General features: G+C 65.8%; 26 protein-coding genes and 1 tRNA gene. 7 read left to right on the forward strand and 20 right to left on the reverse strand.

Annotated elements, in window-relative coordinates; translation table 11 throughout:
• Positions 1-71: 71 nt before the first annotated feature.
• The 4 genes from Q0743_RS06790 to Q0743_RS06805 form a co-directional block, all read right to left on the reverse strand.
• Positions 72-578, reverse strand: a complete 507-nt coding sequence (locus tag Q0743_RS06790; RefSeq protein ID WP_298240801.1) for a protein tyrosine phosphatase — start codon at positions 576-578, stop codon at positions 72-74.
• 239 nt (positions 579-817) lie between these two features.
• Complete coding sequence (locus tag Q0743_RS06795; protein ID WP_298240802.1) at positions 818-1,432, reverse strand: HD family hydrolase; 615 nt, start codon at positions 1,430-1,432, stop codon at positions 818-820.
• Positions 1,429-2,055 carry a DNA-3-methyladenine glycosylase I gene (locus Q0743_RS06800; protein WP_298240803.1) on the reverse strand — a complete coding sequence of 209 codons (627 nt, stop codon included), beginning with the start codon at positions 2,053-2,055 and terminating at the stop codon, positions 1,429-1,431. The genes Q0743_RS06795 and Q0743_RS06800 overlap by 4 nt, the downstream gene beginning before the upstream one ends.
• Positions 2,052-2,927, reverse strand: a complete 876-nt coding sequence (locus Q0743_RS06805; protein ID WP_298240804.1) for a folate-binding protein — start codon at positions 2,925-2,927, stop codon at positions 2,052-2,054. The genes Q0743_RS06800 and Q0743_RS06805 overlap by 4 nt, the downstream gene beginning before the upstream one ends.
• Positions 2,928-3,028: 101 nt before the next feature.
• Here Q0743_RS06805 and Q0743_RS06810 point away from each other — a divergent pair, with 101 nt between their 5' ends.
• Together Q0743_RS06810 and Q0743_RS06815 are read left to right on the forward strand one after the other, a co-directional pair.
• Positions 3,029-4,363 carry a dihydroorotase gene (locus Q0743_RS06810; RefSeq protein WP_298240805.1) on the forward strand — a complete coding sequence of 445 codons (1,335 nt, stop codon included), beginning with the start codon at positions 3,029-3,031 and terminating at the stop codon, positions 4,361-4,363.
• A gap of 160 nt (positions 4,364-4,523) precedes the next feature.
• Positions 4,524-5,393 (forward strand): sulfurtransferase, encoded by an 870-nt coding sequence (locus Q0743_RS06815; RefSeq protein WP_298240806.1) that lies wholly within the window; start codon positions 4,524-4,526, stop codon positions 5,391-5,393.
• 182 nt (positions 5,394-5,575) lie between these two features.
• On the opposite strand, the gene Q0743_RS06820 is transcribed toward Q0743_RS06815, so the two are convergent.
• The 4 genes from Q0743_RS06820 to Q0743_RS06835 all read right to left on the reverse strand — a co-directional run bounded on the left by Q0743_RS06820 (position 5,576) and on the right by Q0743_RS06835 (position 7,411).
• Complete coding sequence (locus Q0743_RS06820) at positions 5,576-5,842, reverse strand: hypothetical protein (RefSeq protein WP_018323382.1); 267 nt, start codon at positions 5,840-5,842, stop codon at positions 5,576-5,578.
• Positions 5,843-6,008: 166 nt separating this feature from the next.
• Positions 6,009-6,386: a TIGR02301 family protein gene (locus Q0743_RS06825; RefSeq protein WP_100176238.1), complete on the reverse strand. Its 378-nt coding sequence runs from the start codon at positions 6,384-6,386 to the stop codon at positions 6,009-6,011.
• A gap of 46 nt (positions 6,387-6,432) precedes the next feature.
• Positions 6,433-6,867 carry an NUDIX hydrolase gene (locus tag Q0743_RS06830; RefSeq protein ID WP_298240807.1) on the reverse strand — a complete coding sequence of 145 codons (435 nt, stop codon included), beginning with the start codon at positions 6,865-6,867 and terminating at the stop codon, positions 6,433-6,435.
• A gap of 43 nt (positions 6,868-6,910) precedes the next feature.
• Positions 6,911-7,411 carry a hypothetical protein gene (locus tag Q0743_RS06835; protein WP_298240808.1) on the reverse strand — a complete coding sequence of 167 codons (501 nt, stop codon included), beginning with the start codon at positions 7,409-7,411 and terminating at the stop codon, positions 6,911-6,913.
• Between the two features lie 63 nt (positions 7,412-7,474).
• Between Q0743_RS06835 and Q0743_RS06840 the strand changes: the two genes are divergently transcribed.
• Positions 7,475-8,239, forward strand: coding sequence for an SOS response-associated peptidase (locus tag Q0743_RS06840; RefSeq protein WP_298240809.1), 765 nt, complete (start codon positions 7,475-7,477; stop codon positions 8,237-8,239).
• 199 nt (positions 8,240-8,438) lie between these two features.
• Here the strand turns inward: Q0743_RS06840 and Q0743_RS06845 are convergent, their stop codons facing one another.
• The 6 genes from Q0743_RS06845 to Q0743_RS06870 form a co-directional block, all read right to left on the reverse strand.
• Positions 8,439-9,632: a CoA transferase gene (locus Q0743_RS06845; protein ID WP_298240810.1), complete on the reverse strand. Its 1,194-nt coding sequence runs from the start codon at positions 9,630-9,632 to the stop codon at positions 8,439-8,441.
• 126 nt (positions 9,633-9,758) lie between these two features.
• Positions 9,759-10,688: a glycine/sarcosine/betaine reductase selenoprotein B family protein gene (locus tag Q0743_RS06850; RefSeq protein ID WP_298240811.1), complete on the reverse strand. Its 930-nt coding sequence runs from the start codon at positions 10,686-10,688 to the stop codon at positions 9,759-9,761.
• Positions 10,689-10,979: 291 nt separating this feature from the next.
• On the reverse strand, positions 10,980-11,561 hold the full coding sequence (locus Q0743_RS06855) for an NUDIX domain-containing protein (RefSeq protein ID WP_298240812.1): 582 nt from the start codon (positions 11,559-11,561) through the stop codon (positions 10,980-10,982).
• A gap of 10 nt (positions 11,562-11,571) precedes the next feature.
• The gene (locus tag Q0743_RS06860) at positions 11,572-12,012 is read right to left on the reverse strand and encodes a GNAT family acetyltransferase (protein ID WP_298240813.1); all 441 of its coding nucleotides are present in this window, start codon (positions 12,010-12,012) and stop codon (positions 11,572-11,574) included.
• A complete protein-coding gene (locus tag Q0743_RS06865) occupies positions 12,009-13,436 on the reverse strand; it encodes an FAD-binding oxidoreductase (protein ID WP_298240814.1) in 1,428 nt (475 codons plus the stop codon). Before Q0743_RS06865 ends, Q0743_RS06860 begins: the two co-directional genes overlap by 4 nt.
• Positions 13,437-13,458: 22 nt before the next feature.
• A complete protein-coding gene (locus Q0743_RS06870) occupies positions 13,459-14,445 on the reverse strand; it encodes an L-threonylcarbamoyladenylate synthase (protein ID WP_298240815.1) in 987 nt (328 codons plus the stop codon).
• 68 nt (positions 14,446-14,513) lie between these two features.
• Between Q0743_RS06870 and Q0743_RS06875 the strand changes: the two genes are divergently transcribed.
• Positions 14,514-14,590: transfer RNA gene (locus Q0743_RS06875), tRNA-Pro, on the forward strand.
• A gap of 278 nt (positions 14,591-14,868) precedes the next feature.
• On the opposite strand, the gene Q0743_RS06880 is transcribed toward Q0743_RS06875, so the two are convergent.
• Together Q0743_RS06880 and Q0743_RS06885 are read right to left on the reverse strand one after the other, a co-directional pair.
• Positions 14,869-15,195 (reverse strand): hypothetical protein, encoded by a 327-nt coding sequence (locus tag Q0743_RS06880; RefSeq protein WP_298240816.1) that lies wholly within the window; start codon positions 15,193-15,195, stop codon positions 14,869-14,871.
• A gap of 211 nt (positions 15,196-15,406) precedes the next feature.
• Complete coding sequence (locus tag Q0743_RS06885) at positions 15,407-15,631, reverse strand: hypothetical protein (RefSeq protein ID WP_298240817.1); 225 nt, start codon at positions 15,629-15,631, stop codon at positions 15,407-15,409.
• A 279-nt stretch (positions 15,632-15,910) separates the two neighbouring features.
• Here Q0743_RS06885 and Q0743_RS06890 point away from each other — a divergent pair, with 279 nt between their 5' ends.
• The 3 genes from Q0743_RS06890 to Q0743_RS06900 all read left to right on the forward strand — a co-directional run bounded on the left by Q0743_RS06890 (position 15,911) and on the right by Q0743_RS06900 (position 21,823).
• Positions 15,911-16,870, forward strand: a complete 960-nt coding sequence (locus Q0743_RS06890; protein WP_298240818.1) for an N-carbamoyl-D-amino-acid hydrolase — start codon at positions 15,911-15,913, stop codon at positions 16,868-16,870.
• A 1,254-nt stretch (positions 16,871-18,124) separates the two neighbouring features.
• A complete protein-coding gene (gene bamA, locus Q0743_RS06895) occupies positions 18,125-20,632 on the forward strand; it encodes an outer membrane protein assembly factor BamA (RefSeq protein WP_298240819.1) in 2,508 nt (835 codons plus the stop codon).
• Between the two features lie 258 nt (positions 20,633-20,890).
• Positions 20,891-21,823, forward strand: a complete 933-nt coding sequence (locus Q0743_RS06900) for an AraC family transcriptional regulator (protein WP_298240820.1) — start codon at positions 20,891-20,893, stop codon at positions 21,821-21,823.
• A 19-nt stretch (positions 21,824-21,842) separates the two neighbouring features.
• On the opposite strand, the gene Q0743_RS06905 is transcribed toward Q0743_RS06900, so the two are convergent.
• From Q0743_RS06905 to Q0743_RS06920, 4 genes are all read right to left on the reverse strand, one after another.
• The gene (locus Q0743_RS06905; RefSeq protein ID WP_298240821.1) at positions 21,843-22,763 is read right to left on the reverse strand and encodes a catalase family peroxidase; all 921 of its coding nucleotides are present in this window, start codon (positions 22,761-22,763) and stop codon (positions 21,843-21,845) included.
• A gap of 144 nt (positions 22,764-22,907) precedes the next feature.
• Positions 22,908-24,140 (reverse strand): Zn-dependent hydrolase, encoded by a 1,233-nt coding sequence (locus Q0743_RS06910; RefSeq protein WP_298240822.1) that lies wholly within the window; start codon positions 24,138-24,140, stop codon positions 22,908-22,910.
• On the reverse strand, positions 24,133-24,918 hold the full coding sequence (locus tag Q0743_RS06915; RefSeq protein WP_298240823.1) for an ABC transporter ATP-binding protein: 786 nt from the start codon (positions 24,916-24,918) through the stop codon (positions 24,133-24,135). The genes Q0743_RS06910 and Q0743_RS06915 overlap by 8 nt, the downstream gene beginning before the upstream one ends.
• Positions 24,915-25,688, reverse strand: a complete 774-nt coding sequence (locus Q0743_RS06920) for an ABC transporter permease (RefSeq protein WP_298240824.1) — start codon at positions 25,686-25,688, stop codon at positions 24,915-24,917. The genes Q0743_RS06915 and Q0743_RS06920 overlap by 4 nt, the downstream gene beginning before the upstream one ends.
• Between the last annotated feature and the right edge of the window lie 39 nt (positions 25,689-25,727).

Here is a 25,727-nt window from a genome sequence, read left to right on the forward strand (position 1 = left end):
CGAGACACCCCCACCCCGACCCTCCCCCGCAAGCGGGAGAGGGAGCGCACCTGCGATGTCGCGCCCAGCTGTCATTCGAGCTCGATCACGAAGGGGCGGCCCTCGACCATCATCGCGCCCGGGCCGATCTCGTCGAGCGCGCGCAGCATGCGGCCGTTGCGTCCCAGCGCACGGTCGGCGAGGCCGACGATGCGCCGGTTCGGCGAGGCGATCGGCGAGGCCGCGCGGATCTTCCTGGCGATTTCGAGCTCGTCGCGGTTGGGATTGAGCGCGCAGACCGCCGCGAACGCGCTCGCGGTGGAGCGGCTGATGCCGGCATAGCAATGCACCACCAGCGGTGCGCTGCGGTCCCAGCCGCGCACGAAATTCAGCACCTGATCGATGTGCGTCTCGGACGGTGCGGTGAAACCATCCATCTCCTCGGTGATGTCGTCCATCGAGACCTTGAGATGATTGGCGGGGAGCACCGAGACCGGCCGCGGCACCTGCTCGACATTGGCCATCACGGTCAGCACATGGCTGGCCCTGGTGAGGCGGACGGTTTCGGGAAGCGCGGCGAGGGAACAGACGTGGATCATGGCGAACCTTTTTGGCGCCGATTATAGCCGGTGCCGTAGGGCGGGCAAAGCATCCACATCGTCGTCCCGGACGAGCGCGCCCAAAGCGCGCGCAGATCCGGGACCCATAGCCACAAAATGCGGTTTGGCGAAGACTCGTGGTTACCAGTCTTGCGCCGCAACCTCTCCCAGTGGCTATGGGTCCCGGCCTGCGCCGGGACGACGGCGGAATTTGCAGCGCCACCAGCCCACAGCAACGCTCACGCGAACACCGCGCCGAACCGCTCCAGAAACTGCTTCTCCGCCCGCGCCGCGGTCCAGGGCGTGAGATAGTCGCGCCGGACGCCGTCGGAGAGGCCCGGATCCTTGCCGAACAGGCGCTTGGCCTCGGCGGCGCTGAAGCCGGCCAGCTCGGTCGCCTCCAGATAGGCCGCACCGCGGTCGGCGGCCTTGATGGCCTGCGTGATCTCCTCCGGCAACACCGGCGGCAGGCCGAAACGGATATGGATGGCGCCGAGCAGGCGCATCTCCACCGCCTTGTAGTTGCCGGCGAGCACGGCCTTGAACGGCGAAATCATGTCGCCGATGACATATTCGGGCGCATCGTGCAGCAGCGCGGCGAGCCGCATGCGCTGATCGACATTCGGCATCTCGTGCCGCAGCACGGTCTCGACCAGCAGCGTGTGCTGCGCCACCGAGAAGATATGGGCACCGGTGGTCTGGCCGTTCCAGCGCGCAACGCGCGCCAGCCCATGCGCGATGTCGGCGATCTCGACATCGAGCGGGGAGGGATCGAGCAGATCGAGCCGGCGGCCCGACAGCATGCGCTGCCAGGCGCGGGACTCCGCGCCGTGTGCCGTCTTCCTGGCGCTCATTTGGCCTTGAGGCGCGGCTTGCGCTGCAGCTTGCTGCAGCTCGCGTGGCAGTGGCAGTCGACCAGATGGTCGTTGACCATGCCGGTCGCCTGCATGAAGGCATAGACGATGGTCGGGCCGACGAACTTGAAGCCGCGCGACGACAGCTCTTTCGAGATCTGTATCGACAGCGGCGTCGAGGCCGGCACGCTCGCGCTGGTCTTGAAATTGTTGACCTTGGGCTTGCCGCCCATGAAGTCCCAGAGCAGCTTCGAGAAGCCCGGACCCTTCTCCATGATGTCGAGATAGGATTTCGCGCTGAGGATCGCGCCGTCGATCTTGGCCTTGTTGCGCACGATGCCGGCGTCGTTCATCAGCGCATGCACCTTCTTGTCGGTGTAGCGTGCGATCTTCTCCGGCTGGAAATCGTCGAACGCTTTGCGGAAATTGTCGCGTTTGCGCAGGATCGTGATCCAGGACAGGCCGGCCTGGAAACCGTCGAGGATCAGCTTCTCGTACAGCGCGCGGTCGTCATATTCCGGCACGCCCCATTCGGTGTCGTGATAGGCGACGTAGAGCGGATCTTCGCCCGGCCAGGGGCAGCGGGTCTTTCCGTCGGGATGCAGGCGGGGGGCTCGGCTCATGCGATGGGCTGTTTTGCAGGGATACGGACGACATCAGGCTCTGCCAGCTGCAACGCGAGGCCGCCGGCGGTGAGGGGTTGGCCGGCATCGAGCGCCTCTGCGACACGGTCGATGCGCACAAGGGCAATGCCCTTGCCCTGCGCCGACGAGCCCATGGTCCCGACGGACTTGTCGCCGGCCATGACGCTGACGCCGGCTTCCGGCGAGAAGTCGTCGAGCAGCACCTTCACGCTGCGCGTGCGCGCGGTGCCGCGATGTTGCATGCGCGAGACGACCTCCTGGCCGACATAGCAGCCCTTGTCGAAATCGACGCCAGCGAGGCGGTCCATGTTGGTCTCGTGCGGGAAAGCATCGTTGTACATGAAGTCGAGCCCGCCGCGCGGCACGCCGAGCGCGATCCGGTGCGCTTCGTAGTCCGCGGCGTCGACCAGGTCGGCGCCGATGAGATCGGACAGCTTCTGCTTGAGGTCTTCGGGGATCAGGATGCGGATGCCGAGCGCTTCGTTGCGCGGGTCGGCGAAGGCGAGGTCCGGCTGCGCCGCAGGCTGGCCATCCCAGGCCGCGAGCACGCCGAGATCGAGGTTTTCCACGGTGACCTTGGCGCGCAGCTTGTAGAATTTCAGCTTGGTGGCGAGGCTCTCGGCCAGCACTTTCGGGCAGTCGATCAGGAACCCGCCGCCATGGCCCGCAGGCACCTCGGTGATCAGGAAATCCACGATGATCTTGCCCTGCGGCGTCAGCAGCGCGCCGAATCGCCCCAGGCCCGGCTTCAGCCTGTCGACATCGGTCGTGACGAGGCCGTTGAGGAAGTTGCGCGCATCCTCGCCCGCGACCTTGACGACGCCCCGGTCAGGAAGAAACGCTGATTTCATGCGAAAATCTCTTGCGACATGGTGCTCCGGAACGTAAGCCCGCGAGGCATAAACGACAAGACCTCGAGCCCTGCGCTTGGGGATGAGAGAGGCCCTCAGCCATGACCCAGCGCTTCGATGTGATCCTCAAGAACGGCACCGTCGTCAACCAGGACGGCGAGACTATTCGCGATATCGGCATCAGCAATGGCCGCATCGCCGAGCTGGGCCCGCTGTCGCAAGGCAGCGCGGTCGAGGTGATCGACTGCAAGGGCCTGCACATCCTGCCCGGCGTGATGGACACGCAGGTGCATTTCCGCGAGCCCGGGCTGGAGCACAAGGAAGACCTCGAGACCGGCTCGCGCAGCGCCGTGATGGGCGGCGTCACCGCCGTGTTCGAGATGCCGAACACCTCGCCGCTCACGGTGACCGAGACCGAATTTACCGACAAGGTGAAGCGCGCCCATCACCGCATGCATTGCGATTTCGCCTTCTTCATCGGCGGCACCCGCGAGAACGTGCAGGACCTGCCGGTGCTGGAGCGCGCGCCGGGCTGCGCCGGCGTCAAGGTGTTCATCGGCTCCTCGACCGGTGCGCTGCTGGTGGAGGACGACGACAGCCTGCGCCGCATCTTCCAGGTGATCCGCCGCCGCGCTGCGTTCCATGCCGAGGATGAGTATCGCCTCAATGATCGCAAGCCGCTGCGCATCGAGGGCGATGCGCGCTCGCATCCGGTTTGGCGCGACGAGACGGCGGCGCTGATGGCGACGCAGCGCCTCGTCAAGCTCGCGCACGAGACTGGCAAGCGTATCCACGTGCTGCACATCTCGACCAAGGAAGAGATCGAGTTCCTGCGCGACCACAAGGACGTCGCCTCCTGCGAGGCGACGCCGCATCACCTCACGCTGGTCGCGCCCGAATGCTACGAGCGGCTCGGCACGCTGGTGCAAATGAACCCGCCGGTGCGCGGCGCCGATCACCGCGCCGGCATCTGGCGCGGCATCGAGCAGGGCATCATCGACGTGCTCGGCTCTGACCACGCCCCGCATACGCTGGAGGAGAAGCAGAAGACCTATCCGGCCTCGCCCTCCGGCATGACGGGCGTGCAGACGCTGGTGCCGCTGATGCTCGATCACGTCAATGCCGGCCGCCTGTCGCTGGCAAGGTTCGTCGACCTCACCAGCGCCGGCCCCGCGCGGCTCTACAACATGGCCTGCAAGGGCCGCATTGCCGCCGGCTACGACGCCGATTTCACCATCGTCGACCTCAAGCGCAGCGAAACCATCACCAACAAATGGGTGGCGTCGAAGGCCGGCTGGACGCCCTATGATGGCGTGCGCGTCACCGGCTGGCCCGTCGGCACCTTCATCCGCGGCCGCCGCGTGATGTGGCAGGGCGAGCTCGTCACGCCCGCGCAGGGCGAGGCGGTGCGGTTTCTGGAGACGCTGAAGCCGTAGGGGGCCTCGTCGGGGGACGACACTCCATCCCCCGTCATTGCGAGGAGCGGAGCGACGAAGCAATCCAGACTGTATCCGCGGTGGCAGTCTGGATTGCTTCGCTGCGCTCGCAATGACAAGGGGAGGAGTCTACACTTCCTCTCGAACGGAGTGCATTCCGATGTCCCAACCGACACCCGTCATCACCACCGAGCAACTCTCCGCGATCCTCGGCGATTCCAATCTCCGCCTCTACGACTGCACGACTTACAACGAGCCGGTGCCGCCGGGCAGCGACGTGCCGTACCGCGCCGTGCCCGGCGACAAGACCTTCGCGGCCGGCCACATCCCCGGCGCCGATTTCCTCGACCTGCAGGGCGAGTTCTCCGACGCCTCGTCGTCGCAGTTCTTCATGATGCCCGACGTCGCCCAGCTCGAGGCCGCCTTCGGCCGCCACGGCCTCGATGCGAGCAAGACCATCGTGCTCTACAGCATCGGCACCATGATGTGGTCGACGCGGTTCTGGTGGATGCTGCGTTCGCTCGGTGTCGATGCCCGCGTGCTCGATGGCGGTCTCGACAAATGGAAGGAGGAGGGGCGACCGATCGAGACGGGCGCACCGAAGGGATATCCAGCGACGACCTTCAAGGCCGCGCCGCGCGCCGGCTTCTTCGTCGACAAGACTGCCGTGACGGCGCGGATCGGCGATCCCGCGACCGTCATCGTGAATGCGCTCGGGCCGCAGTTTCATCGCGGCCTCGAGCCGAGCCGCTACGGCCGGCCGGGCCGCGTTCCCGGCAGCGTCAACGTTCCCGCGGCCACGCTCACCAATGCCGACAAGACCCTGACGACACTCGCCGACGCCGAAGCCAAGTTCGCTGCGGCCGGCGTCACGCGCGACAAGAATGTGGTTCTCTATTGCGGCGGCGGCATCTCGGCGACGATCGACCTGCTGATGCTGACCCAGCTCGGCTACGACAAGCTGACGCTCTACGACGCCTCGATGGGCGAATGGGCGAGGGACCCGGCACTGCCGATCGAGACGGATTAGACGCGATCCCGCCCGCGGCGGGAACATCTCCCGATGGCTGCGAGACTAATGCTTGTGCGCTGAAAGCGGCTTCCGTGCGATAAACGCCGCAGACTTCGCGAAGCCTTTCGCAAAATCCGCTTTGCAAAGTCATTCATCCGTTGACTGGCCCCGCCCGCGTGGCGGGGTCATTTTCGCCGGGCTTACTGCCTTGCGAGCGTGACCGAGAACTCGCCATTGCGGATGCGGCCGGGAAAGCCCTCGACGAACTTGGCGACCGCGTCCTCGCCATAGGTGCCGACGAGTTCGGCAAAGGCCGCAAACAGGCTCGCCTGTGCCAGGCAGTCGCCGTCGACGCCCTCATGGCGCGCTTCGGCCCAGGCCTCGTTGAGATAACTCAGTGCGGCCTGCTTCTGCTCGTGATCGGGCAGCGGCGCGCGGTCGGGTGCGTAGGAAATCGGCTGGCTCATGAAACTCGATCAGGGCTGGGGCGCGATCCACGGCGATGCGCTGTGCGAGAGGTGTAGCACGCGTATTAACGCCCGCTAGGCCACATCTTTAAGAACGGTTAACGGCTGTGAACAAAGTCGATGACAGGGTTCCCGTCGGGCCCTCACGCGAGCCCGGAATGACGGCTCAGTTCGCGTAGCGTGCCGTCAGATCGCGCGAGATCTTCGAGCCTTCCTCGATATAGCGCCGGATCGCCACCGTCGCGGCGGGCGTGCAGCTCCGGTAGGTCTGCTGGAAGCCGTTATAGCCGCGGTTGAAGCCGGCGATCATGCGGGTGCGGCGCTCGCCGGAGGGGGTTTCGGCGTCGATCAGCGCCTGCATCTCGTTGCGCCATTTGTTGCCCTCGTTGGCCCCGCAGATGCCGCGCAGATAGTGCAGGCCACCGAGGATCTCCGCCAGCCGCTGCAAATCGGCGTCAAACGGCGCCGCCACGTCCTGGGCCCTGGCGGGCGCCGAGGCGCAGGCGAGAATCAGGGCAAAAATGGCCAGAAATCGCGTGGACATCGGCGGCGTGTATGCCCCCTTGGGCCCGTGGACGCAAGGCGGGCAGTCAGGCCCCGAGCAGCAGGGCCGCGGACTGGATGACCTCCTCCAGCCCCCCGGTCAGCTTGAGGTCACCAAGGCCCGCCAGGGCGCTAGGGGAGATCCAGCGGTAGTCGTCGAGCTCGTCGTTGAGTGACGGCTCCCTGGCCACCCAGCGGGCGGCAAACGACATGATCAGATAATGGCCGGCGCCGGGCGCGGCCGGCAGCACCTCGCGCCAGCCGGCGAGGCCGACGATCGCGATGTCGAGCCCGGTCTCCTCGTCGACCTCGCGGCTCAGGGCCTGATGCAGCGATTCGCCGAATTCGACCCGGCCGCCCGGGAGCGAATAGAAGCCCTTGGCGGGCGAGCGGGCCCGGCGGGTCAGCAGCACCTTGCCGTCGCGGAAAATTGCGGCGCTGACGGCAAGCTGGGGGTGGGTGGGCTGGACGACTGAAGCCATTTCAAAGGACCCGTTTGAAGGACCTGTTCTTAAAGGATCTGGCTCAGTTCGCCATGATGGTGTCGACGTCGGCTTCGGCCCCGCCATGGATGATGCCGCCGCAGGCCGCGATCAGCGGCTTGACCCAGAGAGCGGCCTGCTCGGCGAGGCGGATGCGCGTGGTGTCCTTCTCGACCTCGCGCATGGCCGTGCCGACTGCGGTCAGGATCGAGGTCATGGTATCCGTGAGGTGGTCGAACTGGGCGCGGACGTTGGGATCGGCCTTCTCATAGGCCTCGATGGCGAGGTCGCGTGCCTTGAAATTCGACGCCGTGAAATGCTCGGCATAGGACAGCGGCGACCAGGTCAAAAAATCATCCGCGCATTCCGGCATGTCCGGAACCATTTCCAGCAGCATCACGGCTTCATTGAAATGGTTGAGATAGTCAGTGGCAAGCCCGGTCCGCGGGTTGATGTTGGCCACGCGCAGCCGTTCGGCCCAGGCTTGCGCCTCGGGGCCCGTCTGTACATGCGTCCGCGCGGGTTGCGAGGCCATTGAGCTCATCTGCCGCAGTGTTAACGTTCGGGGTTAAAAGGACCTGAACGGACCCTATATAGACGCCCAAGGATGTGTGGACGCTTCGTCATAACTTCGGCCCCCGCGGCTTTGCGGCAACTGTTCGGCTATGTCGAGCAGCCCAACTTCCCGCCCCGGTACAATGTCGCCCCGACACAACCGATTCCGGTGGTGCTGGTCGAGAACGGCGCCCGCCATTTTCGCCTGATGCGCTGGGGATTGCTGCCGGGCTGGGTCAAGGACCCCAAGGGCTTTACGCTCCTGATCAATGCCCGCTCCGAGACGGTGCTGGAGAAGCCCGCGTTCAAGCGCGCGATCCGCCGCCGCCGCGGCCTGATCCCGGCCGACGGCTATTATGAGTGGAAGTCGGAAGGCGGCCGTAAGCAGCCCTTCTTCATCCGCCGCGCCGACGGCGCGCCGCTTGGGTTCGCCGCTGTGTTCGAGACCTGGGCCGGGCCGAACGGCGAGGAGCTCGACACCGTTGCGATCGTCACGGCCGCGGCGGGCGAGGACCTCGCGAGCTTGCATGACCGCGTGCCCGTCACCATCAGCGAGGGTGATTTCGAGCGCTGGCTCGACACTGGAGGCGACGAGGTCGATGCGATCCTGCCGCTGATGAGGCCCCCGCGCATCGGCGAATTCGCCTGGCACCCGGTCTCCACCCGCGTCAACCGCGTCGCCAATGACGACGAGCAGCTCGTGTTGCCGATCAGTGCGGAGGAGATGGAGGCAGAAGCCGAGGCGGTGAAGCCGAAGAAGGCGACGCGCAAGGTTGCGGCCGGCTCATCGGATGACGGGCAAGGGTCGTTGTTCTAGCGGTGCCACCACTCACGCCGCTGTCGTCCCGGACAAGCGCGCCCAAAGCGCGCGCCGATCCGGGACCCATAGCCACAGGGTGAGGTTATGGGGCGAACTGTGCACCACGAGTCTTCGTCAAACGCGATCCTGTGGTTATGGGTCCCGGGTTCGCGCTACGCGCGCCCCGGGACGACGAGGAGAATGTGAGGCGATACCTTCACACGATCTCCGCGGCCCTCAGCCGCGCGATCTCTGCGGCATCGAATCCCAGCTCGTCCAGCACCGCATCCGTATCCGCCCCCAGCTCCGGCGCCATCCGGTCGAGCCTGCCGCCGCCATGGGCGAGCTTGAAGCCGCTGCCGGCGAGGCGCAGGCGGCCATAGGGCGTGTCCAGCTCCTGGATCGCGCCGCGCGCCTTGATTTGCGGATGGTCGATGACCTCCTCGACCTTCCAGATGCTGGCACAGGGGGCGCCGGCGTCTTCCAGTATGGTCTCCCATTCGCGCGCGGGCTTGGCTGCGAGCGCCTCCTCGATGATGGCGCGCAGGGCCGGCTCGTTCTCGTTGCGCGAAAACCAGTCGGCAAAGCGCGGATCAGACAGCGTGTCCTCGCGGCCGAGCGCGGCCATCAGCGCGCGGTACTGCTTCTCGTTGTTGACGGCGAGCAGGATGTGGCCGTCGCCGCATCTGAACAAATTCGCCGTGGTTCGGCGGCTCACCGCCTGGTTGCCCGAGAGCGTCTGGCGATGGCCGGCGACCGACCAGTCCGCGATCTGGCCCGACAGAAACGCCACCGTCGCCTCCAGCATGGAGACGTCGATGAGTTGCCCCTGGCCGGTGCGGTCGCGCTGGTACAGCGCGCTGGAGACGCCGAACGCGGCGGTGGCGCCGGAGAGCACGTCGCACACCGCAAAGCCTGCGCGCGTCGGTCCCGTCTCGGGATGGCCCGTGATCGCCATGATGCCCGACAGCGCCTGCATCTTGCCGTCATAGCCGGGCCGCAATCGATCCGGGCCGGTCTGGCCGAAGCCCGACACCGCGCAATAGATCAGCTTCGGATTGATCGCCGAGAGCGCCTCGTAGCCGATGCCGAGCTTGTCCATCACGCCCGGGCGGAAGTTCTCCATGACGACGTCGACGCTCGTCGCGAGCTTCTTCACGATCGCGATCGCCTCCGGCTTCTGCAGATCGAGCGTCAGGCTGCGCTTGTTGCCGTTGATGGCCTGGAACGCCGGTGCCAGGCCGCGATCGGCCCATTCGCGTGAGAGCGGCGTGCGGCGCATGTCCTCGCCCTCGCGCCGCTCGACCTTGATGACGTCGGCGCCCAGCAGCCCGAGCTGGTAGCTCGCATAGGGGCCGGCCAGCACTTGCGTGAAGTCCAGGATCTTCACGCCCTCGAACGGTCGCGTCACGTCGCTCTCCCCGATATTTGTTGTTATTGGAGGACGTCAAAGCATGATCCGGAAAAGTGCGAAGCGGTTTTCCGGAAAGATCATGCGCAAACAACAATCTAAAGCGCGATGACTATCCATCGCGCTTTAGGCGGCGCGGTTGCCGCGCGCGATCTCCTTCTGCTTGTCGAATTCGGCGCGGCGGCGCGCCAGCTCTTCCGGCGACAGCTGCGCGACGTTGTTGTAGTCGAGCTTCCAGGAGGCATCCTCGCTCCAGCGCAGCGGCGACTGCATCGTGGTCTGCGGGCCGCTCGCGGTCTCGAGCAGCAGAAGCGCGAGCTCCAGCGTCTGCGCCTGCGAGGCGACGTCGTGCGGCTTGCCGGCGGAGTTGCCGAGCGGGAAGTCCGAGAACAAAAAGCGCGGCACCGCGGCATGCTCGATGATGTCCTTGGCGCAGCCCATCACCACGGTCGGAATGCCGCCTGCATCGAGATGCCGCGCCACCAGCGCGGTGGTCTGGTGGCAGACCGGGCAGTTCGGCACCAGCACCGCGACGTCGACCTTGTCGGCAAGGCAGCGCGCCAGAATCTCCGGCGCGTCGGTGTCGAGCGTGACGCGGTGGCTGCGGTTGGTCGGCGCGCCGAAGAAGCGCGGGGCCACCTCGCCGATACGTCCGGCGGCGGACGCCTTCAACAGTTGCGGCAGCGGAAACCAGGTGCCGTTGTCGGTCGCCGAGGTGTGCTTGCGGTCGTAGCCGATATGCGAGATGCGCAGATCGTGCGCCTGCGACGTGTCGCCGTCATAGACCTGGTAGAATTTCGCGCTGCCATTATACGCCGCGCCCGGCCCCTGATCGCCCTTGGTCGGATCGTAGGGCGCGGCGGTCGTGATGATGGTGACGCGCGACTTGGCCAGCGGCTTCTTCAGCGGCTGGAACGGCGCTGAGGTGTAATGCGCCCAGCGATACGGCGTGGTGTAGCCGATCGCCGCGTAATAATCGCGCGTGCGCTGCATGTAGGGGATGGGAGCATCATAGTCGGGCGCAAAGCCGAATTCATCGTCGCGCGGCGCGGACATGGGCGCGTCTCCTGGTTCTTGGTTGGGACCAGACTAGAGGGAGTTTCGGGGGTGCTCAATGGGGGGAGCCGCGGCACAGGACAGAATTGCAGATGAGAATGGCGGACAGGGGGCGGTGCCTCTTACCCTCCCCTGGGGGGTGGGTCGATCGCGCGAAGCGCGAGCGGGGTGGGGTGATCTCTCCACACGGGCACCGTGGACGAAGAGGGACCGTCACCCCACCCCGTCTCACATTTCGCTGCGCTCAATGTGAGCCGACCCTCCCCCTCCAGGGCAGGGTAAGAGCAGCATCTACCTGAACACGTGCAGCGCCGCGTATTGCAGCAGCATGATCGCCTTGGCGTCGATGATGCGGCCGTCAGCAATCATCGCCAGCGCCTCGTCGATCGAAAGCTCCAGCACCTCGATGTCCTCGCCCTCGTGCGCGAGGCCGCCGCCGTCGCTGACCCGCATCGAAGGCTCGTATTCGGCGACGAAGAAATGCAGCTTCTCGGTGATGGCGCCGGGGCTCATGAAGGCCTCGAACACCTTGTGGACGTGATGCAGGCGATAGCCGGTCTCCTCCTCCGCCTCGGCGCGGATGCGCTCCTCGGGCTCGGCGTTGTCGAGCACGCCGGCGGCCGCCTCGATCAAGAGGTCGTCATAGCCGCGGATGAAGGCCGGCAGACGAAACTGGCGCACCAGGATCACGGTGCGCCCGGCGAGATTGTAGGGCAGCACCGCGGCGGCGTTGTCGCGCTCATAGGTCTCGCGCTTCTGCGTCTGCCATTCGCCGCTGGCGCGCCGGTACTCGAACGTCGTGGTCTTCAGCGGCGTCCAGCCGTTCGAGAGCACGCTGACGTCCTTGATGCGGACGCGGTCGGAAATGGACATGACAGGATTCTCAATTGCTTGGCGTGGCGCGGCCGTCGAGCCACTTCTGGAACATCACGGAGGTCGACAGCTCGAAGCCGAGCGAGTTGTAGAATGCATTGGCCTGTGCGTTCTCGCGACGGACGAGGAGCTGCAGCTTCGATATGCCGGCCGCCCGCAGCCAGTCCTCCGCCGCTGCCATGATGACGCGGCCATGGCCGCGTTTGCGGATGTCGGGATCGACCGCGACGTAATAGACCCAGCCGCGATGGCCGTCATGGCCGACCATGACGGTCGCGGCGATCGCGCCGCCGTCGCGGCCGACCAGCACGGTGGAATTGTCGCGCCGCCGCGCCAGCGCGATGTCGGCATGCGGGTCGTTCCAGGGCCGCGTCAGGCCGCAGCGCCGCCACAGCGCGACGACCGCCTCGACGTCGGCGTCGGTGATGGCGTCGATCGCGAGCGCGCTCACAGCACCTTCCCCGGATTCATGATGCCGAGCGGATCGAGCATCGCCTTGATCGCGCGCATCAGCTCGATCGCGGTCTTGTCCTTGACGTCAGGCAGTTCGTCGCGCTTGAGCACGCCGATGCCGTGCTCGGCCGAGATCGAGCCGCCCATGCGCAGCACGATCTCGAACACCACGGCGTTCATGTCGTGCCAGCGCCCGAGGTAATCGGCCGTGTCGCCGCCAATGGGCTGGCTGACATTGTAATGCAGATTGCCGTCGCCGAGATGGCCGAACGGCACCGGGCGCGCGCCCGGGATCAGCTTGACCACGGCGGCGTTGGCTTCCTCGATGAAGGCGGGCACCGCGGCGATCGGCACCGAGATGTCGTGCTTGATCGAGCCGCCCTCGGGCTTCTGCGCCGCCGACATCTCCTCGCGCAGCCTCCAGAAATTGTTGCGCTGGGAAAGGCTCGCCGCGATCACGGCGTCGTCGACGATCTCCTCCTCCATGGCGCGGGCGAGGATCGTCTCGAGCGGCGTGCGGGCATCGTCGCTGGCCGCGGACAATTCCATCAGCACGTACCAGGGGTGCTTCCCTTGGAGCGGATCGCGCACGTCGATGCCGTGCCGGACCGAGAAGTCAACCGCCATCTCCGAGAGCAGCTCAAAGCTCGTCAGCGCGTTCGCAGCTTCGCTCTGTGCGATCGTCAGCAGCTTCAGCGCCGCCGCCGGCGACTTCAGCCCGACATAGGCCGTCTCGATCGAGCGCGGCTTCGGAAACAGCTTGAGCGTCGCCGCCGTGATGATACCGAGCGTGCCTTCGGCGCCGATGAAGAGGTTGTGCAGATTGTAGCCGGTGTTGTCCTTCTTCAGCTTCGACAGCACGTTGAGCACGCGCCCGTCGGCGAGCACGACCTCGAGCCCCAGCGCCATCTCGCGCGCCACGCCATAGGCGAGCGCGGCGGTGCCGCCGGCATTGGTGGAGAGATTGCCGCCGATGGTGCAGCTGCCTTCGGCGCCGAGCGAGAGCGGAAACAGCCGGTCGACGTCGGAGGCCTTCTGCTGCGCCACCTGCAGCACCACGCCCGCCTCGACCGTCATGGTGTTGGAGGCGGTGTCGACCTCGCGGATCTTGTCGAGCCGCCGCAACGACACCACCACCTCGCCGTTATGCGGCGTCTGGCCGCCGACGAGCCCGGTGTTGCCGCCCTGCGGCACCAGCGCGATTCTGTGCGCGGAGGCGAGCTTGCAGATCGCCGAGACTTCCGCCGTCGAGCCCGGACGCAGCACCAGCGGCGAGCGGCCGTGGAACAGATTACGCTCCTCGGTGACGTAAGGCTGGATGTCGGTCGCATCGGTGATGGCGTGCCTGTCGCCGACGATCTCGCGGAATTGGGCGATCAGCTCGGGCGCAAGCGGAGGGGTGGCGGATTGATTGATGTTCATCGTCTTGTCTCTTCTTCCACTCTCATCTCGCCACGGCAGCCCGGCGCAGCCGGTCGTTGATCGCTTCGCCAAGGCCGACCTCGGGAATGGTCATCACCGCGATCCCCAGCGGGCCCTTCGCGTCCAGCGCGCGAAGATAGCCGAACAGGTTGGCGGCGGCTTCATCCAGATCACCGCTGGGCGACAGATTCATGACGGCGGCGGTCTCCATGCCGGGCAGCCGCTCGGAGCCGAACGCCAGCAGCGCTTCGCCCGGCGCCACTTCCCGCGCGCGCAGGCGCACGGGTGCGCGCGGCGCGTAGTGCGAGGCCAGCATGCCCGGCGCCAGCGGCTGGCTGTCGTCGCGTTCGGCCTCCACTGGCGGTCGCGCCAGCGCTGCGCCGAGCACCGCCTCGATCCGCTCGCGCGACAGTCCGCCGGGCCGCAGCAGCATCGCGGTGTCGAAGCAGCCGACGATGGTCGATTCGACACCGACCGTGACGGGCCCGCCGTCGACGATCAGGTCGATCCGCCCCGCAAGATCGCTCTCGACATGGGCGGCCAGTGTCGGCGAGACGTGGCCGGAGATGTTGGCGGACGGCGCCACCACGGCCCCGCCGAAGGCGCGCAGGATCGCCTGCGCCACGGGGTGGGCGGGAATGCGGATCGCGACCGTGTCGAGGCCGGCGGTGGCGAGCTCCGCCACCGGGCAGCCCTCCGTCTTCGGCACCACCAGCGTCAGCGGCCCCGGCCAGAACGCCTCGGCCAGCCTCAAGGCGCGCGCATCGAATCGCCCGATCCGACGGGCGGCGGCGATATCAGGCACATGGGCGATCAGCGGATTGAAGGCCGGCCGCCCCTTGGCGGCGTAGAGATGGGCGATCGCGGTCGCGTTGGCGGCGTCCGCGCCGAGCCCGTAGACGGTCTCGGTCGGGAACGCGACCAGCCCGCCGGCCGCCAGGGTGCGGGCGGCAGCCTTCGCGCCGGCCGCGCCGGCCGGTAAAATCAGCGTTTCAACACCCGTTTTCACAGGGACAAAATTCCTCATCTCGGCCGCTTGCGGTGCGCCAAGCCCGACGCTATAAGCCGGCCTCTTGTCGGAGTGTGGCTCAGCCCGGTAGAGCACTGCGTTCGGGACGCAGGGGTCGCAGGTTCGAATCCTGCCACTCCGACCATTCTTCCAAAAGTCGACGTTTTCCAGAGGCTTGGCAGACCGGCCGCCGCCGCCTCGGAACACCTTTTTGCAACGATTTTCAAAGCGGGTCCACGGCCGATTTGGCCGGGCAGGGCGGCTTGCTGCGGCGGCATGGCTCGTCGCGAGCTAACGATCCGACATTGCCTGGTACGTCAGAGGACTACAGTTCGTAGGATGGGCGGAGCGAAGCGAAACCCATCGAAGGTTTCGACGGGCAGGGAAGTGAGGCGTTTCGCTTTGGTCTACCCATCCTGCTGGTCATCGCCGCGTCACCACCATCCCCACCATAAACGCCACCAGCAGCGCCGGCAGCGGTGCCTCGCGCACCATGCCGCGGACGATGTCCGGCCAGTGTTGCTCCGGGACCAGCCGCGGCGATCGCACCTGCGGCGCCGGCTCGATGCCCCAGCTTGATGCGAGCTCGGCGACTTCGCTCGATGCCAGCCGCACGCCATCGCGGACGCGGAAGATCGCCGCATCCGGTCGTTCGCGCGGGGGAAGCTGCATCAGCGTCGCGACCGCGGTGCGCAACGTCATCTCGCCAAAGCCTTGCAGCCGCACCTGCTCCTCGGGATCGGACGCCATGAAAAATTCCTCACAGCGCAAAGTGGCGCGCGAGGCCGAAGGCCAGCGTCGCGCACAGGACCAGCGTGGACACCGCGCCGGCCACGCCGCGCGCGAGATGGGTTCGCGTCAGGTGCCTGGTCATGATCGTGCTCCATGCTCTGCATGGAAATGGCGGCACGTGACGTTGGTTCCTTCGGCGCCCGGAATCGACGAGTTCAGCCTGTGCCGATTACTTGCGCAGCAACTCGCTCAAGGCCGCCGTCGCCTCGGCGCAGCGGATGTCGTCGATCTCGCGCGACAGGCTGAGCGCGCTGGCTTTGAGTTCCTCGAGCTTCCAGCTCTCGGGATGCTGGCTTTCGAGCTGACCGAGACGCTTGTTGAGGTCATCCAGTCTCGATTGGAGGTGCCCGATGCTGGCATCCCCATTCACTTTCCAAACGCGTTGTGCACGCATCGTCGTTCCCCTGATAGTCTCACGGCCTTGTGAGAGTGGTTCGTGGCCGGAATGGGAGTTTGTTTTGTCGGGCTTCAGACCGTGGGGAACCGTTGCATATCCGCAACGAAGTTCCCGTGATCTGGTCAAGAGCGGTCGCGAGCCGCCTCACGATGATACCCACCGGCACGAAATTTGATTGTGTCGCCTGACGACGACGAGATGGACCGGCCTGTGTGCGCGGTGCGCCGCTCAATAGAGTCCAGGCCGGGCGCACTTCGGACAACGAGGGAATGACGCGTGGCAAGATTTGTGACTGTCGCGGCCGGCCAGCTTGGCCCTGTCGCGAGGAGCGAGACGAGGACGGAGGTGGTGGCGCGGCTGATGGCGCTGATGCGCCAGGCCCACGCCAACGGCTGCGATGTGATCGTCTATCCCGAGCTTGCGCTGACGACGTTCTTTCCGCGCTGGTATTTCGAGGATCAGGCCGAGATCGACAGCTTCTTCGAGCGCGAGATGCCGGGCGAGGACACGCGAGCCTTGTTCGATCTCGCCCGCGCGCTCGGTATCGGCTTCTATCTCGGCTACGCCGAGCTGACCGTCGAGGACAGTATCGTTCGCCGCTACAACACCACCGTCCTGGTCGACAAGAGCGGCGAGATCGTCCTGAAGTACCGCAAGGTCCATTTGCCCGGCCATGCCGAGCACGAGCCGTGGCGGAAATTCCAGCATCTGGAAAAGCGCTATTTCGAGCCGGGCCGCGGCTTCGGCGTGGTCCATGCCTTCGGCGGGGTGATGGGCATGGCGATCTGCAACGACCGCCGCTGGAGCGAGACCTATCGGGTGATGGGCCTGCAGGGCGTCGAGATGGTGATGATCGGCTACAACACGCCGGTTCACAATCCGCCCGCGCCCGAGCATGACGATCTCTCGCTGTTCCACAATCATCTCGTCATGCAGTCCGGCGCCTATCAGAACGGCACCTTCGTGGTCGGCGTCGCCAAGGCCGGCGTCGAGGAGGGGGTGGACCATATCGGCGGCAGCTGCATCATCGCGCCCCCCGGCGAGATCATCGCGCGGTGCACGACCAAGGGCGACGAGCTCGCGCTCGCCCGCTGCGATCTCGATCTCTGCAACTCCTACAAGCGCACCACCTTCAATTTCGACGTCCACCGCCAGCCGCATGCCTATGGCATGATCGTGGAACGGAAGGGCGTGACGACGATGGCGGATGGGAGGCCGGTGTCGCGGAAGGGGTGAGGCTCTCGCAGGGTGGGCAAAGGCGCACTTGCGCCGTGCCCACGTTCTGCCTGTGAACCGAGAGAGATCGTGGGCACGTCGCGCAAGCGCGCGCCTTTGCCCACCCTACGGCACCGTGCCTGTGGTCGCGCTCTGTCAATTCGCCCACATAAAAATATTCCACTTTACCGAAATTCGGTTTTGTCGTATCCATCGCTCATCCCGGCTCACCAAGAGGGGCGATCTCGTCGTCGTCTTGATCGCGAGCCGGGCTTGCGGTGGACGCGGCAGCGACGGCACGAGATGGGACGGGCAGGGCGGGTAGTCCCTGTGAGCCCGAACCCCGCGTGCAGACGAGCGGCGCTGAACGCGTACGGCAAAACCGTGTGGTCCTGGCCGTCGTTGCTACGGTCAAGCCGGATCGAAGATGTGCGCGAGCCCAACCGGGTGGACGGCATCATCCAATTCGAACGGCGAGGGAGGCCAGAAGGAAAGTTCGGCTCCCGGGAGAGCACGGCATAAGCCGTCCGACCATCGCGCAGGGAAGGCCGAGTGATCGGCACCACCTGTATGCTGCTGTGCGGTTCTTCCTGCGTGTGCATTTCGCGCAGCGGACCGCGGGTGCCTGTCGGCACCCGGCCTTCCCTGTGCCCTCTTGGATTTGAGGGCCGCGAGACGAAGCAAAGCTCGGGCAAAACAAGCCGCGAGGCTGAGAAGGTATGTCTGCAAGCCGAGCTACGTGCCAAACGCGCGATGTCGTAGGGTGGGCAAAGCGCAAGCGTGCCCACGTCCTGTTGCTCATGGAGAAAGATCGTGGGCACGGCGCTATGCGCCTTTGCCCACCCTACGGCACTGCCGCCACACACTCAGTGTCATCGCCCGGCCAGTGCGCAATTGCGCACAAGGCGGGGAATGACAGCGTCATTTGGAGAAGCAGGCCGTCACTCACACTTCGTCATTGCGGGGAGACAGCACGCCCCATCCTCCGCTCCCGTGCCCCGGACGCAGCGCAGCGTCATCCCGGCGCTGCGAAGCATTGTCCGGGGGACGGTGCGCTGCAGAGCCGGGGCCCATCCATCCGCATCGCGCCGCGCCACCTGGGTCCCGGCTCTGAGCCGCAACGCTGTGCGCTGCGGCCTGTGCGGGACACGCGCGGCCTGCACCCTTCTCCCCACACGAAATTCAACGAGCAGAAACAATCCGGAAATCTCAAAGCCACATCGCCGCCACAGCATTCCCGTTTCAGAGCATGTGACGTGCTGTTCGAGGTGTGGAATGTCGTATTTGCGGGCCTGGCTGATCGCCGTGGCGATGAGTGCCGTATCGATTGCAGGCTCGCTTGCACTGTTGCCGCAACCGGCGGCGGCGCAAGGCGTGGAAACGGTCGTGGTCGAAGGTAACCGCCGCGTCGAGGCCGAGACGGTCCGCTCCTATTTCAGGCCGGGCCCGGGCGGACGTCTCGATCAATCCGCCATCGACGACGGGCTCAAGGCGCTGATCGCGACCGGTCTGTTTCAGGATGTGAAGATCGACCGATCCGGTGGCCGTATCGTGGTGTCCGTGGTCGAGAATGCCGTGATCGGCCGCATCGCCTTCGAGGGCAACAAGAAGATCAAGGACGAGCAGCTCTCGGCGGAAATCCAGTCCAAGCCGCGCGGGACGTTCTCGCGCGCTCTGGTGCAGTCCGACACGCTGCGCATTGCCGAGATCTACCGGCGCTCCGGCCGCTACGACGTCCGCGTCACGCCTGAAATCATCGAGCAGCCGAACAACCGTGTCGATCTCGTGTTCACGGTCGAGGAGGGCGCCAAGACCGGTGTCAAGTCGATCGAGTTCGTCGGCAACAGCGCGTTCTCGTCCTATCGCCTCAGGGACGTCATCAAGACCCGCGAATCGAACCTGCTGAGCTTCCTCACCAGCGGTGACATCTACGATCCGGACCGCGTCGAAGCCGACCGTGACCTGATCCGCCGCTTCTATCTCAAGAACGGCTTTGCCGACGTCCAGGTGGTCGCCGCGCTCACCGAATACGATCCGGAAAAGAAGGGCTTCAACGTCACCTTCAAGATCGAGGAAGGCGCGCAATACCGCGTCGGTTCCGTCGAGTTCCGCTCCAGTATTGCCAATTTCGACGAGGGCACGCTCCGCACCTATTCGCGTGTCAGTGCCGGCTCGCTCTACAACGTCGAGCAGGTCGAAAAGTCGGTCGAGGAGATGCAGATCGAGGCCTCGCGCCGCGGCTATGCCTTTGCCGTGGTCCGTCCCGGCGGCGACCGCAATTTCGAGGCGCACACGGTCTCGATCGTGTTCAATGTCGACGAAGGCCCGCGCACCTATATCGAGCGCATCACCCTGCGCGGCAACACCCGCACCCGCGACTACGTGATCCGCCGCGAATTCGACCTCTCGGAAGGAGATGCCTACAATCGCGCGCTGGTCGACCGCGCCGAGCGACGGCTGAAGAATCTCGACTACTTCAAGAGCGTCAAGATCGTCACCGAGCCAGGCTCCTCCAGCGATCGCGTCATCCTGGTCGTCGAGATGGAGGAGAAATCGACCGGCGACTTCTCGATCTCGGGTGGCTACTCCACCACCGACGGGGCGCTCGCCGAAGTCTCCGTCTCCGAGCGCAATCTGCTCGGCAAGGGACTCTACGCCAAGGCCTCCGTCAGCTACGGCCAATATTCGCGCGGCATATCGTTGTCCTTCGTCGAGCCGTATCTGCTCGACTACCGGATGGCGCTCGGATTCGACACGTATTGGAAGCAGCAGAAGTCGAACAGCTATACGAGCTACGGCGTGACGACCCTCGGCTTCTCTCCCCGCATCGGCCTTGCCTTGCGCGAAGACCTCTCGCTCCAGCTGCGCTATTCGCTCTATCAGCAGAGCATCACGCTCGCCAGCGCCTACAACAACTGCAACAACAACGCGTCCAACAGCTCGCTGGCCTTCAATCCGACGCCGGCCTACATCCAGAACGTCCTGGCCGGCGTGGACCCGACCAACTCGACGAGTTCGGGAGTCTATGGCTACGGCTGCTATGGCGACGGCGAGTCGAGTCTGCCGGTCCGGAAGGAACTGGCGAACGGCGCGACCTGGACCTCGGCGCTCGGCTATACGCTGAGCTACAACACGCTCGACAACACCAAGAACCCGACGGACGGCTTGCTGGTCGACTTCAAGCAGGACTTCGCCGGGGTCGGCGGCGATGTCACCTATCTGAAGACCGCGCTGGACACCAAGTACTACACGCCGCTCGTCTCCGACATCGTCAGCGTGATCCATCTCCAGGGCGGCCTTCTCAGCAAGCTCGGCAACCAGGATCTGCGCATGCTGGACCACTTCCAGATGGGGCCGAACCTGGTGCGCGGCTTCGCATCGAACGGTATCGGTCCGCGCGACATCACCTACTACAACTACGGCTCCAACGGCGATGCGCTCGGCGGCACGAAATATTGGGGCGCGTCCGCGGAGCTGCAGATGCCGTTCTGGTTCCTGCCCAAGGAGGTCGGCCTGAAGGGAGCGGTTTATGCCGATGCCGGCTCGCTCTGGGGCTATCAGGGGCCCACCTCGTGGTCGGCCACGGGTGAGGTCAACACCAAGGCGTGCCCGACCTGCGGGTTGCAATATGACGACGGCAACACGGTGCGATCGTCGGTTGGCGTCGGCCTGATCTGGGCTTCCCCGTTCGGACCGTTGCGCTTCGACTATGCCGTGCCGATCACCAAGGGCAAATACGACATCGTCCAGGAGTTCAGGTTCGGCGGTGGAACGTCGTTCTAACTGATGCGGCACGACCACGGGTCGCGCGCATTGTCGTGCATTTGTGAAAACGCGTGATGGGGGCCGAAGACCGCCGCGCCGTGACATCGCGTTGAAGTTGCTGTGAAATCGTTCCGCTGCGCGGGACACGAGCATCGCGGCGATCGTGCTCGCAACGTTTGCCGCGTGGACAGTCATTTGCGGATGCCGGATAATACCGCTCCGCAAATCCCAGGACGCTGTGGCCTGCACGTGAATTGCCACAGAAGGACTCATTGAATGGCACAGGCAGGCGCCTACGGATCGAAGCTCGGGCAATTCCTGCACCTGAAGGAAGCGCCGCGCGCCCTGGTCACGCGCTCGCTGCGCAGCGCCGAGCTCGCGGTCACCGAAACACGGAACGACCACCCGGTGCCCGGCCTCTCCGGTTCGCTGGCGGCTGAAGATGCGTTTCTGGTCAGCCTGAAGCTGCACGACTACCCGGATTGCGAGCTCTGGGAGCGCGGCAAGCCCGTCATGAAGGCGGACGTTCGCGCCGGCGCGACCTATCTCTATGACCTCAAGCGCGATCCGCGCTACGTGATCGACAAGCCGTTCCACTCGCTGTTCTTCTACATTCCGCGCTCGGCGCTCGACAGCATCGTCGAAGAGAGCAAGGTGCCGCGGGTCGACGAGCTCGACTGTCAGGCCGGCGTCGGGCATGATGATGGAATCATTCGCCACATCGGTGCGTCGCTGCAGGAAGGCCTGCGCAGGCCGAACGAGGCCAACCAGCTCTTCATCGACCACATGATGCTCGGGTTGACTGCTCATGTCGCCCAGGCCTATGGCGGGCTTCAGCGCACGTCCGCGCTCGCGCGCGGCGGTCTCGCACCGTGGCAGGCGAAGCGCGCCTGCGAGAGGCTCGAGTCGGATCTCGGCGGCAGGCTGTCGTTGCAGAAGGTCGCGGCCGAGCTCGATCTCTCGGTCAGTCATTTCTCGCGCGCGTTTCGAATCTCAGTCGGCCTGCCGCCGCACCAATGGCTGCTGCATCAGCGCGTGAAGGCCGCCAAGCAATTGATGACCGTCCGCGACCTGCCGCTGTCGGAGATCGCGATCTCTGCCGGGTTCGCCAACCAGAGTCACTTCACGCGGGTGTTTTCGTCGATCGCCGGCGTCAGTCCGGCCGTCTGGCGCCGCGACGCGCTCGGTGCTCCGAGCGGCGAAGCGTAAATTCGGGGGGCTTTCGTCCTCAGCGACGCTTGGTGAGCGAGATGGCGTAGGCGGCGCGCCGCGCCGCGAAGATCTCGTCCGGTGGCTGGCCGATACCGTCGGCGAGATTGGCTGGATTGAAGATGGAGGCGTCGCAGGCCGGGTCCGGTTCGAATCCCGTGATCACGATCGTGCCCAGCCGCACCTCGTCGCGGCTATCCTCATCCGGCCAGCGCATGGTCACATCCATGACGGGATCTCCGGGGCGGTCGAGCAGGGCCATCACGTTGAAGCGGACATGACCCGCTGCGATGCGTGTGCCCAGTTCGGCGCGCAGGAAGTCGGCCGGCTTCGCCCTCGCTTCGTCGTCGCTCAGCGTGATCTCGCCGCCGGTCGGGACGATCTTGAACTTGATGAAGCGCGTCTCGCCTTGCTCGTTCGTTGCCGGAAAGGCATGCACGCCCCAATAGGTCGTGCCGGCAAAGCTTCCGGGCAGCCGGCGTGCGGCGACGTAACTCGCCTGGTTGAGCGTCTCGGGGTTGGCCGCCGAGAAGGCCTTGACCTTCGCCATGTCAGGCTTGCCGTCCGGCCCCGGGATGCGGGCCTCGAGGAAAGCCTGCATCTGGTCCAGCGTTCGCGCAAAATGCACGGGCGCGCTCTCCGCGAGAATGTCGGAGCGGTGATCGTCGTCGCCGAGCTTGAAGCTGAAACCGCGCAGCACCAGATTGTCGGTGTCGGCGACTGCAGGATTGCCGCCGCCCACCGAGAAGCGCGCCAGAACGCGCGATGGTTTCGTAAAACTCTGCGATCGCGTGACTTCCCCGGCCCGGTCCGACGGGGTGTAGGTGCCGCGAACGCACGAGCCCTTGGCGAAGCTCGCGCGGACCTTTGGCGGATTGCCGGCGACGGCCTTCAGGGCGTCAACGATCGAGGCGGGCGTTGCGGCAGGGACGTCGGACATCGTGAGCGTTCTCGCGTGGGGCGAGGCAGGCTAGGCGTCGTTCGAACCGGTGTCTTTCCTAAACCGGTCGCGCCTTGCACGATCCTGCTCAAGGTTCACGCGGAAATGCGATATGGCTCGTTCTGCGCCGGGTGCCGAATGATCCTAGGCGCTCAGGATCCGCCGGCAGGCATCGACGAACACCTCTGCGCCGGTGACGATATCGGCGTCCGCGGTGTTCTCGGTCCAGTGATGGCTGATGCCGCCGATCGACGGCACGAACAGCATGCCGGCCGGCATGACCGTTGCGAGCATCTGCGCATCGTGGCCGGCGCCGCTGGGCATACGAATGGAACGTCCGCCGGCCAGAGCCTTGCTCGCGGCGTCGATCGCATCCTGAATGCCCGGGTTCATCATGGCGGGCGCACCGGTGCGGATCTTCTCGACGTTGACCGAGCAGGGGCCCTTCGCTGTGGCCCCGGCCGCCATGGCTTGCAGCAACTCCTCGAGCCGCGCGATCACGGCCGGGTTGTCGTCGCGGATCTGGAACAGCATCTCGGCGCCGCCGGGAATGATGCTCGGCGCGCCCGGATCGAGCGTGATGCGGCCGGTGGTCCAGACCGTACGGGGGCCGCAGGCGGCCGGAAAGCGCTCGTCGATGGCGACGCAGAATCTGGCGAGCGCCAGCCCGGCATCCTTGCGCACGGCCATGCGCGTGGTGCCAGCATGATTTTGTTCGCCGGTGAAATTGATGCGGTACTGCCAGATGCCGACGATGGAGGTGACGACGCCGACCGCAAGCTTGCCGCTCTCGAGTGTGTCGCCCTGCTCGATATGCGCCTCGAGATATCCGACATGGCGGCCCGGCTCGACGCCGACGCGCGGGCGCCCGGCGAGCCCCATCTCCGCGAGCGCATCGCGCATGGTACGGCCGCTGGTGCGGTCCCGCGCGGCGTCGATCTCGGCGTCAGTCACCTGACCGACATAGGAGCGCGAGCCGAGGAAGCTGCCGAAATGACCTTCCTCATCGCACCAGGCGGCGACTTCGACCGCGCCCTTGAGCGAGGGGTCGGCATTGAGCACGCGCGCGGCCTCGAGCGCATAGACGACGCCGAGCGGACCGTCGAGCCAGCCGGCATAGTTCTGGCTCTCCAGATGCGAGCCGGCCAGCAGCTTCGGTCCCGCCTTCGCGCTGGTCCCGAACACGTTGCCGATGCCGTCGATCGCCGCAGTGAGGCCGGCATCGGGCAGCTTCTGCACCAGCCAGTCCAGCGAAAGCCGGTGCGGCTCGGAGAAGGTCGGCTTGTGCACGCCGGTCTTGTAGGTGCCGATGGCGCGTAGCGCGTTGAGATCGGCGAGAACGCGCTTCCCGTCGGCGCGCGGCTTGATGTCAGGCATGTTCGGCAACCTTCAGCGCCTCGGTGCGGATTTCCTCGACCAGCCGTTCCTTAAGCTGGACGAATTCCGGCGTGGTCTTGATCTTGTAGGAGCGCGGATGCGGCAGGTCCACGGTAATCTCGGCCTTGATGCGGCCGGGGCGCGCGCTCATGACGATGACGCGGCTGCCGAGGAAGATGGCTTCCTCGATGTCGTGGGTGACGAACAGAACGGTCTTCTGGTCGCGCTCCCAGATGCCGAGCAGCATCTCCTGCATCAGCGCGCGGGTCTGGTTGTCGAGCGCGCCGAACGGCTCGTCGAGCAGCAGGATTTTCGGGTCATTGGCGAGTGCGCGCGCGATCGCGGTGCGTTGCTGCATGCCGCCGGAGAGCTGCTTGGGCCAGTGGTTCTCGAAGCCGGACAGCCCAACCTGGCGGATGAAGGCGTCTGCGACCTTGTTGCGCTCGGCCTCGGACACGCCGCGTTCGCGCAGGCCAAAGGCGATGTTCTCGCGCACGGTGAGCCAGGGGAACAGCGTGTAGGACTGGAACACCATGCCGCGGTCGGCGCCGGGGCCGGTGACTTCACGGCCGTCGAGCGTGACGCGGCCGCTGGTCGGGCGGTCGAGCCCGGCGACGATGCGCAGCAGCGTGGACTTGCCGCAGCCGGAGGGGCCGAGGATGGTGACGAAGTCGTTGTTGCCGATGACGAGGTCGGTCGGCTCCAGCGCTCTGGTCGGCGCATTGCCGTGGCGCGCGGGGAAGGTGCGCGAGACCTGCTCGACCTTGAGGATCGTCATGCGAGTCTCCACGGAAACAGCCAGGCGTTGAACGCCTTGAACAGGAAGTCCGAGAGCAGGCCGATCAGCCCGATCACGATGATGCCGAAGATGATCTGGCCGGTGTTGAGCAGCGCCTGGCTGTCGGTGATCATGTGGCCGATGCCGGAGGAGGAGCCGATCAGCTCGGCGACGATGACGTAGGTCCAGGCCCAGCCCAGCACCAGCCGCAGGATCTCGGCGATTTCAGGCGCGGAGGAGGGCAGCAGCACGCGGCGGATGATGCCGCGGTCGCCGGCCCCGAGCGTATAGGCCGCCTCGACCAGATCGCGCCGCGTGGCGCCGACGGTCACCGCGACCATCAGGATGACCTGGAACACCGAGCCGATGAAGATCACGAGCAGCTTCTGCAATTCGCCGATGCCGGCCCACAGGATCAGGAGCGGAATGAAGGCGGAGGCGGGCAAATAGCGGGCGAAGGAGACGAACGGTTCGAGGAAGGCCTCGACCGGCTTGTAGGCCCCCATCAACAGCCCGAGCGGAACTGCGATGACTGCAGCGAGCACAAAACCTCCGACGACGCGCCAGATCGTCATGCCGATGTCGTACAGGAAGCCCTGCTTGGTGATGAGATCAACGCCCTCCTGCACCATGGTGAGCGGGTTGGCGAGGAACACTTTCGACACATGGCCGCCGAAGGTCGCCCACGACCACAGGGCAACGAACACGACGAAGAACGCAAGGCCGTAAGCCAGGCGCTGCTTCGATGTAACAGGGTCAAGAGGACGCATCGACGATTTATCCGGCCGGTGAGACGTGCCGGCCCCGCC

Origin of the sequence: uncultured Bradyrhizobium sp. (assembly GCF_936943645.1) — a bacterium.
Taxonomy (GTDB): Bacteria; Pseudomonadota; Alphaproteobacteria; order Rhizobiales; family Xanthobacteraceae; genus Bradyrhizobium.

What these genes read in the sequence shown, in the direction of transcription:
- Q0743_RS06835 (WP_298240808.1), bottom strand. Translation starts at nt 7,411, where the DNA reads ATGAGCTCAATGGCCTCGCAACCCGCGCGGACGCATGTACAGACGGGC.
- Q0743_RS06910 (WP_298240822.1), bottom strand. Translation starts at nt 24,140, where the DNA reads ATGCCTGACATCAAGCCGCGCGCCGACGGGAAGCGCGTTCTCGCCGAT.
- Q0743_RS06790 (WP_298240801.1), bottom strand. Translation starts at nt 578, where the DNA reads ATGATCCACGTCTGTTCCCTCGCCGCGCTTCCCGAAACCGTCCGCCTC.
- Q0743_RS06815 (WP_298240806.1), top strand. Translation starts at nt 4,524, where the DNA reads ATGTCCCAACCGACACCCGTCATCACCACCGAGCAACTCTCCGCGATC.
- Q0743_RS06830 (WP_298240807.1), bottom strand. Translation starts at nt 6,867, where the DNA reads ATGGCTTCAGTCGTCCAGCCCACCCACCCCCAGCTTGCCGTCAGCGCC.
- bamA (WP_298240819.1), top strand. Translation starts at nt 18,125, where the DNA reads ATGTCGTATTTGCGGGCCTGGCTGATCGCCGTGGCGATGAGTGCCGTA.
- Q0743_RS06905 (WP_298240821.1), bottom strand. Translation starts at nt 22,763, where the DNA reads ATGTCCGACGTCCCTGCCGCAACGCCCGCCTCGATCGTTGACGCCCTG.
- Q0743_RS06855 (WP_298240812.1), bottom strand. Translation starts at nt 11,561, where the DNA reads ATGTCCATTTCCGACCGCGTCCGCATCAAGGACGTCAGCGTGCTCTCG.
- Q0743_RS06885 (WP_298240817.1), bottom strand. Translation starts at nt 15,631, where the DNA reads ATGCGTGCACAACGCGTTTGGAAAGTGAATGGGGATGCCAGCATCGGG.
- Q0743_RS06915 (WP_298240823.1), bottom strand. Translation starts at nt 24,918, where the DNA reads ATGACGATCCTCAAGGTCGAGCAGGTCTCGCGCACCTTCCCCGCGCGC.
- Q0743_RS06840 (WP_298240809.1), top strand. Translation starts at nt 7,475, where the DNA reads ATGTGTGGACGCTTCGTCATAACTTCGGCCCCCGCGGCTTTGCGGCAA.
- Q0743_RS06920 (WP_298240824.1), bottom strand. Translation starts at nt 25,688, where the DNA reads ATGCGTCCTCTTGACCCTGTTACATCGAAGCAGCGCCTGGCTTACGGC.
- Q0743_RS06900 (WP_298240820.1), top strand. Translation starts at nt 20,891, where the DNA reads ATGGCACAGGCAGGCGCCTACGGATCGAAGCTCGGGCAATTCCTGCAC.
- Q0743_RS06825 (WP_100176238.1), bottom strand. Translation starts at nt 6,386, where the DNA reads ATGTCCACGCGATTTCTGGCCATTTTTGCCCTGATTCTCGCCTGCGCC.
- Q0743_RS06795 (WP_298240802.1), bottom strand. Translation starts at nt 1,432, where the DNA reads ATGAGCGCCAGGAAGACGGCACACGGCGCGGAGTCCCGCGCCTGGCAG.
- Q0743_RS06810 (WP_298240805.1), top strand. Translation starts at nt 3,029, where the DNA reads ATGACCCAGCGCTTCGATGTGATCCTCAAGAACGGCACCGTCGTCAAC.
- Q0743_RS06880 (WP_298240816.1), bottom strand. Translation starts at nt 15,195, where the DNA reads ATGGCGTCCGATCCCGAGGAGCAGGTGCGGCTGCAAGGCTTTGGCGAG.
- Q0743_RS06800 (WP_298240803.1), bottom strand. Translation starts at nt 2,055, where the DNA reads ATGAGCCGAGCCCCCCGCCTGCATCCCGACGGAAAGACCCGCTGCCCC.
- Q0743_RS06820 (WP_018323382.1), bottom strand. Translation starts at nt 5,842, where the DNA reads ATGAGCCAGCCGATTTCCTACGCACCCGACCGCGCGCCGCTGCCCGAT.
- Q0743_RS06850 (WP_298240811.1), bottom strand. Translation starts at nt 10,688, where the DNA reads ATGTCCGCGCCGCGCGACGATGAATTCGGCTTTGCGCCCGACTATGAT.
- Q0743_RS06805 (WP_298240804.1), bottom strand. Translation starts at nt 2,927, where the DNA reads ATGAAATCAGCGTTTCTTCCTGACCGGGGCGTCGTCAAGGTCGCGGGC.
- Q0743_RS06865 (WP_298240814.1), bottom strand. Translation starts at nt 13,436, where the DNA reads ATGAACATCAATCAATCCGCCACCCCTCCGCTTGCGCCCGAGCTGATC.